The following is a 12,268-nucleotide window of genomic DNA, read 5'->3' as shown; positions in this document are numbered from 1 at the left end:
ATAAATGACACAAAAAAACACCCTAAAAACGAATTTTCAGGGTGTTTTAATATATTTATGAATTTGGTTTTTATAAGAACTCTCCGTGTTGAGAAATGTCTAATCCTAATTCTTCTTTTTCTTCACTTACTCTTAATGGTGTAATCAAATTAACAATAAAGAATAAAGCATAAGAAACTGTGAAAGCAAAAATAGATACAAGAACTAAAGCTTTTAATTGAATTAAAAATAAAGTAGCATCACCGAATATTAATCCTTGATTATCACCAACAATAGAGTTTACTGAATTTGAAGCAAAAACTCCAGTTAAAAGCATACCTACCATACCACCAACACCGTGACATGCAAATACATCTAAAGCATCGTCAATTTTACCTTTAGGGAATTTGCTTACTACAATGTTACTCACGAGTCCTGCAATAGCACCTATTGCAATCGCATGAGGAATAGAAACAAAACCAGCAGCAGGAGTAATAGCAACTAAGCCTACAACTGCACCAATACATGCACCCATTGCAGAAAGTTTGTGACCTAAAATTTTATCAATAAATACCCAAGCCATTGCAGCAGCAGCAGCAGCAACAGTTGTAGTTCCTAAGGCTTGAGCAGCAAGGCTACCAGCACCTACAGCAGAACCAGCATTAAAACCAAACCAACCAAACCATAATAATCCAGTTCCTAATAATACATAAGTAATACGAGCAGGATTCGCTTTTGGTACTTTTCTTTTACCTAAAAACATTGCACCAGCAAGTGCAGCCCAACCAGCACTCATGTGTACTACTGTTCCTCCAGCAAAATCTAGTACTCCCCATCCAAAAAAGATTCCATCAGGATGCCAAGTCATGTGACACAACGGAGCATAAACAAATAATATAAATAATACCATGAATAATAAATAAGCCCAGAAGCGAACACGCTCAGCAAAAGCTCCAGTAATTAAAGCTGGTGTAATGATTGCAAATTTTGCTTGGAATAAAGCAAACAATAAAAAAGGAATTGTTGGTGCTAATTCCCATGCTGTATTGGCACTTACTCCTTGGAAAAACAGGTTAGATGAAGGATCTCCAATAAAACCTCCTATTGAAGGTCCAAAACACATTCCAAATCCAATAACAACCCATAATACAGTAACAATTACCATAGCGATGAAGCTTTGTAATACGGTACTAATTACATTCTTTTTGCCTACCATTCCACCATAAAAGAATCCTAATCCAGGAGTCATCAATAATACTAGGGCAGTGGCCACAATCATCCATGCCGTATCTCCAGTGTCTAACTTTAGCTCAACAACATGTGCTCCTAAAGTTGTGCTTTCTGGAAATAAATAAATAGAAAAAATGGATAACACCAAAATTGTGATCAGAATCACACTTAAAATAATCTTTCGCATAGTTTTAAATTTTTAGTTTTTAATTTTGATAAAAGTAAATAATTCATTTCATAACCCCATAAAAAATGAGTTTCAAACAGTCATTTTTATCAAATCAATATTTTACCCCCTTTAATTTTAAAGGTATGTGATAATAGGTAGTTAAAATTAATAATTTATTAATGCTAGTTTTTGTTAAAATTGAATTAATATTTTGTAAATATTCTTGAAAGTCCGATTTTACTATCATTTTTATAAGTATAACGACATTTTTACTAAATATTTTTTAATGTTAAAGCAACGTTGTGCCAATTCCATTTAAATTAGAATAGGAAATGATGCCATTCGATAGGGTTATCCCAGTAGCAATATCTTCTGATAATAATAAGGTTCCATCCATATCTACAAAATCTAATTCAGGTAATAGATGGGCAATAGCTGAAATGCCTATAGTAGATTCCGTCATGCAACCCACCATGGTTTTCATGCCTAATTTTTTTGCATTTGCTATCATCCTTCTGGCAGGGGTAAGCCCTCCACATTTACCTAGTTTTATATTAACGCCATGAAAATGGTTGTGGCATTTTGAAACATCCTCTTCTTTAATACAACTTTCATCTGCTATGATAGGCAAAACAGAATGATTATAAACTTCTTTATGTCCTACCCAATTATCAGCTTTAAGTGGTTGTTCTAAAAATTCAACGCCTAGTTTTTTCAACTCAATGGCGTTGTTTATTGTTTCGGAAACCGACCAACCACAATTAGCATCAATCCTGAAAACCGCATCAGTGTGTTTTCTTAATTCGGTGACAATGGCGATATCTTCTCTGGTTCCCAATTTTATTTTATAGATCGGCCAGGGCAATTCTTTCATTTTTAGCACCATTTTTTCGATGCTGTCAATGCCAATTGTATAATCGGTTTTTGGATTGTTATGAATGGTGTATCCCCATAAATCATATAGTTTCTTTCCTTTTTTTCGAGCATATAAATCATTATAAGCCATATCTAGTGCGCAAAGCGCAAACAAATCATGTTGTAATAATGAATGTGCTTTACTCCAAAATTCTTCTGGAGTCTCATTTTCAATGCTTTCAATAAATAGTTTGATTTCTTCTATATTTAGTCTCATTGAATCGACAGTGTTATTATAATATAGATTAGACGTCGCTTCTCCAAAACCTGAGTAACCATCACTTTGTAATTCTACAATTAAATTAGGTTGGGTGCTATAAGAAAGTCTTGAAATTGTAAAAGTGTGTTTTAATTGAAGATCGAAGTTTCGAAGTATAACTTTCATGAAGGAGAATGGTTGAAATATTTAAACAATAATTTAAGACATAATTAATTCATCAAAGAAAATTATTATTTTCAAGATAAAATACAAAAGGTTTATTAAATTTAATTTTGAAAGTTTTTTTTTATTAAATTTAGATTTTTAAAATAATTATATGCTAGTTAAAGTTTTTGGAAGTGCCGTTTTTGGGGTCGAAGCGACAACAATTACAGTCGAAGTGAATATTGATAAAGGAATTGGGTATCATTTAGTTGGTTTGCCCGACAATGCTATAAAGGAAAGTAGTTACCGTATTGCGGCAGCGCTCAAAAACAATAGCTATTCCATGCCTGGAAAAAAAATAACTATTAACATGGCTCCTGCCGATTTGAGAAAAGAAGGTTCGACTTATGATTTAACGCTTGCTATTGGTGTTCTGGTGGCTTCCGCACAAATCAAAGCAGACGCGCTTGATCAATATATCATCATGGGGGAACTTTCGCTAGATGGCGGATTACAACCCATTCGTGGCGCTTTGCCCATTGCTATAAAAGCAAAAGAGGAGGGGTTTAAAGGCTTTTTTCTTCCGAAACAGAATGTAAAAGAGGCAGCAATCGTAACAGGTTTGGATGTTTATGGAGTAGAAAACATTCAGGAAGTTATTGATTTTCTAGAAGGAAAAGGAACTTTAGAACCAACTGTAATCGACACCAGAGCCGAGTTTTATAAAACCTTAGATTTCCCTGAATTCGATTTTAATGATGTTCGAGGTCAAGAAAGTATCAAACGATGTATGGAAATTGCTGCTGCGGGTGGTCATAATATAATTTTGATTGGGCCTCCGGGTTCAGGAAAAACTATGCTTGCCAAAAGATTACCCAGTATTTTACCTCCAATGACTTTGCGCGAAGCATTAGAAACTACTAAAATTCATAGTGTAGCCGGAAAACTCAAAGATGGCGGTTTAATGAATCAGCGACCGTTTCGAAGTCCACATCATACGATCTCAAACGTGGCCTTAGTTGGGGGAGGAAGTTATCCTCAACCAGGAGAAATTTCGATGGCACATAATGGCGTTTTATTCTTGGATGAATTACCAGAATTTAAACGTGATGTACTCGAAGTAATGCGCCAACCATTGGAAGACAGAGAAGTAACTATTTCCAGAGCGAAATTTACCGTGACCTATCCATCTTCATTTATGTTGGTGGCGAGTATGAATCCCAGTCCGAGTGGTTTTTTCAATGATCCCGATTCTCCTCAAACTTCTTCGCCACACGAAATGCAACGCTATTTGAGTAAAATTTCAGGGCCTTTATTGGATAGAATCGACATTCATATCGAAGTGACACCCGTTCCTTTCGAAAAATTATCCGAAGACCAAAAAGCAGAAAGTAGCGTCGATATTCGGAAACGAGTTACGGCTGCCCGTGAAATACAAACGGAACGGTTTATCCAAATGGAAAATGTGCATTACAATGCTCAAATGAATACCAAACACATTCGGGAATATTGTGCGCTGGATGAAGTTTCGAAGCAATTATTGAAAACCGCCATGGAACGCTTGAATCTTTCGGCACGAGCCTATGATAGGATTTTGAAAGTTGCCCGAACCATTGCGGATTTAGAAGCCGCACCCAAGGTTGTTTCAGCCCATATTGCCGAAGCCATTCAGTACAGGAGTTTGGACAGAGATGGTTGGTTGGGATAGAAATTGCAGATTTATGATTAACGATTTTTGATTTCAGATTTGTGTTGACCATTACGGTTGCGCCAGCCATAACTCTGAAGTAGGTTTTTCTTGGAGCTTTTTCCCGCTATCCGTTTCAATCTTTTTCTAAACCCTGTGAGGGTTTTAAACCCTCACAGGGTTTAGAAAAAGGATTTTCTCCCGAAGTTTCGGGACTATCGGGGCTAGGAATTAGCTTGAAGAGAACGAATGAATTTTAAATTATCGTTTAGTAGAAATTTTTGCTTTTTGAATTATTGCGCTTGCACTCTTGTATTTCTTTCTAAAAAAACTTTACGATGACTCCATAGTCTGGCTGAAATGCAATCGGTTCCACTTGTCCGACGAGGCGGATTCAACAGGGGTTTCATTGTTCGTGCTGCGCACGCAACTAAACTCTGGCTGTTGTGTGTTCGCTATTTATTTTTTTAATCGTTAATTCTATTTTTAATATCCATTCTTTCATGCAAAATTCTCACAACTTCCATTTCTGTATTTTCATCTTTCTTGCAAAACAGTATATGCGATTTCACTTTTGAATATCGATAATCTTTTCGAATGCTTCCAAAATCTTTAGTTGTTTCAAAGTTTTCTGTCACAAATTCTATTTCGTCCATTATCAAATTATAATATCGGTTTGCTTGTTCAACTGACCAATTTTCGGCTGTGTAAATCCAAATAGTATTTAAATCGTCTAATGCTTTTTCGCTAATGATATATTCCGCCATTACTTTTGGAAGTTTTCGTTTAAGCGTTTTAGATTTTCTGTTCTGTTAAAATTTCGAATTTTTTCGCTTTTTTCTCCGAGTTCTAATTCTGAAATTAAAGATTTAGTTTGAATTTCTTCCTGTTCAAAATGTCTCAAAGCAGTCCTAATAACCTCGCTAACAGAATTATATTTTCCAGTTGCTATTTGTCCGTTGATAAAACTCTCGTAATATTCTCCAATTAATATTGATGTATTTCGTGCCATAATTTTATATTTTAACAAATATACCAATTTATGGTATTCTGATATAAATTTTAGATTATTTTTTTTGGTTTTCTGTTGCTCGAAAGTATCGCGCAACGTCAGTATTTGAAAAACTCTATGCTGTGCGAAGCTTCCCGACTTCGTACCCATTACTATATTCCATTCTTATTTGAGCACCCTTTTTTCCTGTGTTTGTTGATTGTTATCATTGCAAAGATATGAGACTTCGCAGAGCAATCCCGATTATATTTTGTGGTTATAAGATACTAATACTTCGCGGAGCGGGGTTTTCTTTTTCGGCTACGCCTTCAAAGAAAACCCCGAAGGGGAAGAAACGCCATCAACTTCGTTGTGAAACTTTAAAATTAAGGCTTTATAAAATTCTGTATTTGCTTATTAAGTTCTTCTGCTTTTTGTTCTGCCTCTTTTATTGGGAGCCCAATCTTCATTCCCGGTCTTTTGTGCCCAGTTTGAGTTAGCCATGCGTCTTTCATTATTTCTTGGCGTTTCTCGACAAGTCTAAGAATCGTATCTCCATTTTGATAAGCTAACAATGCTTCTTTCATATTATTAGCTTTGGCTAGTTCTTTTTCTCCAAGTGACAAAAGTATTTGTTTTGCAATAATAAAATGTCCAATTTCGTTTGGGTGTATCCCATCTTTTGCATAGCTAAAGGATGAATCTACCTCACGTTTATCTTCTATATATTTTTTCATAGGCCAGTGAATATCTATTACGTTCAAATTGGATGAATAACGTAAACTAATCAACCAATCTGAATAAATATCGAGAACATTAGCATAAGCCTTTCCTTTTCTTTCATCATACATTGGTGTTGTTATATGAATAATAGAAGCTCCACTTTTTAATACTTGGTCGTGTAACCAGTCAATTCCTTCTCTATATTTTTTAAAACGCTCATTATCAAATGGCATATAAACTCCATCATTCATGCCATAACAGGCAAATACGAAATCAGGTTTTGTTTGGGTAAGAACTCTCTCTAACCTTTCATGTAAATCAGGACGTGGAAACTTGCCGCCAGCATGTCCAGGTTCTGATAGTCCCGATACTGTTTCACTCGGCAAACCAACATTAATAATTTCAATATGACGCGAAGGATATTTAACAGTCAGATAAGCATCTATATAGGAAATATATTTTCCCCCATAAGTAATGCTGTTACCTAAGAAAACAATCCGTTTGACACTATCAGGTATTTTGTACGGTTGGGAAAAAATTTGGATTTGAAATCCAATTATAGCAATTAATAGGAATGTTATTCGTTTCATTTTTAATTTTTTTATTTATTATATACTCTGTTACTACAAATTTTGCAACCTTAGGGTTGTGCCTAATATCAATCTGATAAAAAACTAAAATCAGCCTCTTGAGAATCTTATATTTGAGTTTTCCTTTTTGTTAGCCCTCCGAATACTTTCTAAATTTGAAGAGGTTTTTTCACAGACCAACTGCAGTTCGTCTAAAAACCTCCGTTTGTTTTTAAATTGGATTTAAGATTAAGTAAATATAGTAGATTTAAACTACAAAAAGACACTTTTTTTCCAAGACAATCATTTGTTTTCACAAATAATAATACCTAATAAAGCCCTAAAATAGTGGCTAATAACAAGAAAAAACAAATCCAGTCTTATAAGATTCTGTTGGTTCCGTAGATGAATTTCATTCTCTAATTTACAAAAAAAAGAGGACACTAAATCCTCTTGATATTCTCTCTAAAATTTTTACGATAACTCCATAGTGTTGACGGCAGGCACTCCGGTTCCACTTGTCCGACGAGGCGGATTCAACCGGGGTTTCACTGTTCGTGCTGCGTACGCAACGAAATTTTGGATGTTTAGTTGTTGTACTTTATTTAGCGGTTAATTTAGACCTTCTTTCTTCGTAATATTTTTTTAATTCTGCGAAGTTCATATCTTTTATTTCATTACTAATTTGGTCACGAACATCACGCATAAAACGTACAGCTTTAAATCCTTTAATTGCTTTTTCTTTAGTTTTCATAATTTATAATTTCTTTAGGTGAACGTATGTCAATTGTTGAATATCCTAGTTTAATGTTTACTGCATTGTAACCCCGAATTCTCATCACGTTTACAATATGTTTAAAATTCCAACTTACTAAAATATCTGCTTTGAATATTGTCGCCAAAGCAATATGAAAACAATCTTCACGACTTGTTTTTCCAACTACATTTTCGATAATATATGCGTCTCCCAGCATTACTGCTTCTTCGGTTAATTCAATTCTTGTTTTATTTTCGTTTGGAATTGTGTTTAATAATTCTCTAACTTTTTCGGGTGCATTAATTAATTCATCTTCTGTTACTGTTGAATAAATAACGTGAAATTCATTATTTAATATACTTTGGAATAATAATTTTGTTTCTTGCTCAAATTCCACATCAAAATATCCTCCAATTACTGAAGTGTCAATATATAAGCTTAATTTTTTAGTTTTCATTAATCAAAATTAGTCAAAATTTTTTTTAATTTCTTCTTTATAGCAGTTTTTAATATTTTTAGCAATCTTTATTGCCAAAATGTAATGCACGGATATTTAGGCGGTAGCCAAATCTCTAGTTCCTGTAAAAATTAAATTATGGGTAAGGTATTTTTTGCCCAAAAGTGACGGAAAACACTGAAAAACCAAGTTTGAATCACTCCACAAAAAAAGAGGACACTAAATCCTCTTGATATTCTCTCTAAAGTTTTTACGATAAGTACATAGTTCCTTCCAGTGACCGGTTCCACTTGTCCGACGAGGCGGATTCAACCGGGGTTTCATTTTTCGTGCTGCGCACGCAACGAAATCCTAGCTTTAATGTGTGGTTCGTTTAGATTTTATTCTTCAAATCCATCATTCCATGCAAGACTCTTGCAATTTCAATTTCATTTTTTACAATTTCCTGATAGAAAATAATATGCTCACCACATTTGTAGCCAAGTAGATTTTCAGAAATACTAGTATATGATTTTCCAAGTTGCGGATTATTTGCTAAATCCATACAAGAAGCCATAATAAGATTATAATATTTCTCCGCTTGATTTTCCGACCATTCCTCAGCTGTATAATCCCAGATTTCTATTAAATCATCAAGAGCTCTATTGGTAAAACTAAATTTTGCCATTTACTTTTTTCTTGCCTTTAATGATTCCAAGAATTTATTAGGTTCAAAATCTTTTGCGATTCCACTATCAATTCCTTCTTGTATAGCTTTTCGCAATGCTATAACTCGATTTTCTTCTTCTTCTAATAAGCGAAGTCCAGCTCTAATAACTTCACTAGCGTTTGTAAATCTTCCATCTCTGATAGTATGTTCGATAAAACTTTCAAAATGATTACCTAAAGATATTGAAGTATTGCGTCCCATAAGTTTAATTTTTTGTAAAGTTACCAAAAAATGGTAACGCTCCAAATTTCATATTATTTATTTTCTGGTTTTTTCGGTCAAAATTACTGCCAACGTTTCGCTGCTTTGAGATGGCTGGAAGTTCGTAACCGCTCAATTTTCGGCTTTGCAGAAACTTGATGCGGAACGCTAATTCCACTAAATTCCAGCTATATCAAAATGGCTGTTGGCAGTAGTGTATGTTACTTCCAATATTTTTCAATTAATTCTAATATTTTATCACGGTCAATTAAGTAAACACAACCTCTAAATTGTTGTGGTATTTTATGAATTATTTTCTCTTTTGCATTATCAGTAAAATGTCCACTAATTACAATTATAAATGTCGAAATATTTCTTGATTCATTTGCAGAAATTTCATAGTAAGGCATTGCAAAAGCGTCATTTAATTGACCTATTATTTCATCGATTTGAGCATTAACATTACCTCTTAAATTTCCAGCTTTAGCTTGAATTGCAAAATGTCTTAAATTTCCAAATTTCGTAATTTCTGAAAAAGTAAAATCTTTTCCATATTCACGAATACCATGACTAAATCTTACATCAATAAAATCCATTTTTCTTAAAAGAGGAAAAATAATATCTGTACAAAATAATTTTTCGTCAGTCTCATATTCTTTTCTCCAAACTGCTCCTGAAAGAATTAATTCTGTTTTTCTAATCATTTCTTTTAGTAGAGAAGAATATTTTTCAATTACTTCGCTAAATAAAAATTCTCCTTCAATTTCACATGATATTTCTAAATGTTTCCAATCATCTTCTATTTCTAGAGATTCAGGGTCAAAATTAAATTCAAAAGAATCTTTTACTACATCAGCTAATGTAACAAGTAATGTAGAAAGTCCATATTTACCTTCCCAATACTTGTTAGGTTGTCTGCAAGCAAATACAAGAATAATTTTGTTCTCTGATTTATAGAATTCTATGTCGTAAAATAAATAAGTCCCAAAAGCATCTGAACTATGAGATTGAACCAATAAATTTTCTACAAAGGTTTCTGTCGAAAAAGAAAGATTCATCAATTCTTGTATGTCAACGTCCCAAGTATAGAGATTTTTAAATTCATCAATTTCGTATACTTTACCTTTAAAATGGAGTTCACTTTTTGATTCGTCTATTTTCATTTTTTAGTTTTTTTCGGCAACATTACTGCCAACTTGTATATACTCGCTACAAAGTAGCGACTATCTACCCAATTTTGGGTGTATACTCGCTACTTTGTAGCGGATACTCTTTTTTGCTGCCAAACCTATTCTCAGCTTGACAAACTGGTTTTCTCCAACAGGAGAAAAAATAGAAAAAATAATATAAATTAAGCCCGAAACCCGCCATTTCTGCAAACTGCTGTTGGCAGATCGGTTGTGTTTTTTAATTTCAGTTTTTTTACCAAATGTATTCTTTGATTTTCCGTGTTTTTAGTTTTAAATATTTAGCTCAACTTTCCATTTTCCACATTCAAGTTTCATTTTCCGTCTCAATTCTGTACAACTTTATTGTCAGTTTTTGAGTAAAAAAAATCGTTAATGTTTTTTTCTTTACTATTTTGTTTGCTTTAATTCAACTTTCTTATTGTCAATAAATAGCCGACAACTTACGGTAAAAAATCCTGAAATATTAGTTTTAATATTCAATTTCACACCATTTTTATCAGTTAAACTTCCAGTCAAATTACTTGGTGTAATAAAACTTAATTGTTCATCTTGCAATTCATTATTCACAAAGAGTTTTTCCCCACTAAACCAACTATTAGTTACTCTTATTTCGTTGTCATCATAATTTACAATCCATTCACTTTTCATATTTTGTTTGTTTAAGATTTCTATTTTCTGCTTTTTTGGTCAACTGTCTGCCAACTAGTATATAGGCGAAACAAACTTTCGTATATACACCTAAATTAAGGTAGATTGGCGAAGGTTTGTTTCGCTTTTTGCTTTTTCAAATATATTGTTTAATTTCTTACAAATCATCAAAAGAACTTTTAATTAATTAATATTTTTCGTACTTATTTATGTGTATTTTTAAGTAGTTTATAAGCGCTTCATTGGGTACTAAAAACATAGCGTTGGAGCATGACCATGAGAATCAGGCTTAAGTAAGCTGAGGTGAAAAAAGAGTCTATAAAGAAATAGACCTTGTTTTATAAATTTTGAAAAAGAAGTTCTTAAGGAACAAAAACCGGGTACAATAGCCCCGATAGTCCCGAAATTTCGGGAGGAAATCCTTTATGCCCTGTCAGGGTTTTGAACCCTGACAGGGCATAAAGATTGTAGTGGATAGCGGGACACGAGCAAAGCGAACTGACGAAGTAAATAAGTTCTTAAGAACCGAAAATGTCTTGCTCCTAAAAAATAATAAAAACTAACTATCTATTAGAACGCCTATCGTTATTTTGTTGAGTACGTCTCGGGCCAAAGCTGTTATTGCTGCTTCGATTTGTAGTATCTGTTTTGGGTTGTCGAGGAGTTGAATTGCGTTGCTGTCTGCCTTGTCCTTGTTTGATGGGTTCTGTTGATGCGTTAGGATCGGGCTCGAAACCTTTGATGTTTTCTTTTGGTAATTTCAAACCTACTAATTTTTCGATATCACGTAAAAAAACAGTTTCGTCTGGACTAAACAACGAAATGGCTTCGCCACTGGCTCCAGCACGACCAGTTCTACCAATGCGGTGTACGTAATCTTCAGGAATATTGGGCAATTCAAAATTAACTACGTGCGGCAATAATGGAATATCCAAACCTCGAGCGGCAATATCTGTAGCGACCAAGGCGGTTAGGCTTCCGTCTTTGAAACTGGCTAAGGCTTTGGTTCGTGCCCCTTGACCTTTGTTTCCGTGGATTGCTGCTGCTTTGATACCAGCACTAATCATACTTTCGGTCAATTTGTTAGCACCTTGTTTGGTTCGGGTAAATACTAAAATCTGTTTCCAGTTGCCTTCGGTAATTAATTTAATTATCAGTTCCGTTTTTTTCTCTTTGGCACAAGGATATACTTTTTGGATAATGGCCTCAACGGTGGTGTTTTCGGGTGTGGCTTCGACCTGAACGGGATGGTGCAAAATGCCCATTGCCAAGGTTTTGATCTCTCTTGAAAAAGTGGCAGAGAACATTAAATTTTGCCTTTTCGGTGGCAATACTTTCATGATACGTTCGATATCGCGCAAAAAACCCATGTCTAGCATTCTATCTGCTTCATCCAAAACTAGAATCTCCACCTTAGAAAGCGATACCAAACCTTGATTTTGCAAATCGATTAATCGACCTGGAGTTGCTACTAAAATATCGACACCTTGACGCAATTGAGCTACTTGTGGATTTTGGTTTACACCTCCAAAAATTACGGCGCTGCGTATATCTACAAACTCACTATATTCTTTTATATTCGCTAATATTTGAGCGGCTAATTCTCGTGTTGGTGTTAAGATCAAGGCACGAATAGGTCTTTGTCGCAACTGTTGACCTTGTGATAATATTTGTAAAAT

At 34.2% G+C, this 12,268-nt stretch carries 13 protein-coding genes; 1 reads left to right on the top strand and 12 read right to left on the bottom strand.

The features are described from left to right. Positions 1-70: 70 nt before the first annotated feature. Both ACKVOD_RS09005 and ACKVOD_RS09000 read right to left on the bottom strand, forming a co-directional pair. Positions 71-1,396, bottom strand: coding sequence for an ammonium transporter (locus ACKVOD_RS09005; protein ID WP_409209137.1), 1,326 nt, complete (start codon positions 1,394-1,396; stop codon positions 71-73). Between the two features lie 271 nt (positions 1,397-1,667). Then, the gene (locus ACKVOD_RS09000; protein WP_409209136.1) at positions 1,668-2,678 is read right to left on the bottom strand and encodes a dipeptide epimerase; all 1,011 of its coding nucleotides are present in this window, start codon (positions 2,676-2,678) and stop codon (positions 1,668-1,670) included. 151 nt (positions 2,679-2,829) lie between these two features. On the opposite strand from ACKVOD_RS09000, the gene ACKVOD_RS08995 reads away from it, so the two are divergent. After that, complete coding sequence (locus ACKVOD_RS08995; RefSeq protein WP_409209135.1) at positions 2,830-4,365, top strand: YifB family Mg chelatase-like AAA ATPase; 1,536 nt, start codon at positions 2,830-2,832, stop codon at positions 4,363-4,365. Positions 4,366-4,811: 446 nt separating this feature from the next. Here ACKVOD_RS08995 and ACKVOD_RS08990 read toward each other — a convergent pair whose 3' ends face one another. The 10 genes from ACKVOD_RS08990 to ACKVOD_RS08945 all read right to left on the bottom strand — a co-directional run. After that, positions 4,812-5,111, bottom strand: coding sequence for a type II toxin-antitoxin system RelE/ParE family toxin (locus tag ACKVOD_RS08990; RefSeq protein ID WP_409209134.1), 300 nt, complete (start codon positions 5,109-5,111; stop codon positions 4,812-4,814). Then, complete coding sequence (locus ACKVOD_RS08985) at positions 5,111-5,356, bottom strand: type II toxin-antitoxin system ParD family antitoxin (RefSeq protein ID WP_409209133.1); 246 nt, start codon at positions 5,354-5,356, stop codon at positions 5,111-5,113. Before ACKVOD_RS08985 ends, ACKVOD_RS08990 begins: the two co-directional genes overlap by 1 nt. 365 nt (positions 5,357-5,721) lie before the next feature. Next, positions 5,722-6,648, bottom strand: coding sequence for an SGNH/GDSL hydrolase family protein (locus ACKVOD_RS08980; RefSeq protein WP_409209132.1), 927 nt, complete (start codon positions 6,646-6,648; stop codon positions 5,722-5,724). A gap of 580 nt (positions 6,649-7,228) precedes the next feature. After that, complete coding sequence (locus ACKVOD_RS08975; protein ID WP_409209131.1) at positions 7,229-7,381, bottom strand: hypothetical protein; 153 nt, start codon at positions 7,379-7,381, stop codon at positions 7,229-7,231. Next, positions 7,371-7,841 carry a PIN domain protein gene (locus ACKVOD_RS08970; protein WP_409209130.1) on the bottom strand — a complete coding sequence of 157 codons (471 nt, stop codon included), beginning with the start codon at positions 7,839-7,841 and terminating at the stop codon, positions 7,371-7,373. The genes ACKVOD_RS08975 and ACKVOD_RS08970 overlap by 11 nt, the downstream gene beginning before the upstream one ends. A 373-nt stretch (positions 7,842-8,214) precedes the next feature. Then, entirely contained in the window at positions 8,215-8,508 is a 294-nt protein-coding gene (locus ACKVOD_RS08965) for a type II toxin-antitoxin system RelE/ParE family toxin (RefSeq protein WP_409209129.1), read from the bottom strand. Beyond that, positions 8,509-8,751, bottom strand: a complete 243-nt coding sequence (locus tag ACKVOD_RS08960; protein WP_409209128.1) for a type II toxin-antitoxin system ParD family antitoxin — start codon at positions 8,749-8,751, stop codon at positions 8,509-8,511. Positions 8,752-8,972: 221 nt separating this feature from the next. After that, complete coding sequence (locus ACKVOD_RS08955; protein WP_409209127.1) at positions 8,973-9,914, bottom strand: restriction endonuclease; 942 nt, start codon at positions 9,912-9,914, stop codon at positions 8,973-8,975. Between the two features lie 414 nt (positions 9,915-10,328). Then, a complete protein-coding gene (locus ACKVOD_RS08950) occupies positions 10,329-10,589 on the bottom strand; it encodes a hypothetical protein (protein WP_409209126.1) in 261 nt (86 codons plus the stop codon). 563 nt (positions 10,590-11,152) lie between these two features. After that, a partial coding sequence (locus ACKVOD_RS08945; protein ID WP_409209125.1) for a DEAD/DEAH box helicase occupies positions 11,153-12,268 on the bottom strand: 1,116 nt, incomplete at its 5' end.

This window comes from Flavobacterium sp. (assembly GCF_046155325.1).
Taxonomy (GTDB): Bacteria; Bacteroidota; Bacteroidia; order Flavobacteriales; family Flavobacteriaceae; genus Flavobacterium.
The sequence above is the reverse complement of the archived record's forward strand: the minus strand, read 5'-3'. Positions and strand labels throughout refer to the sequence as shown.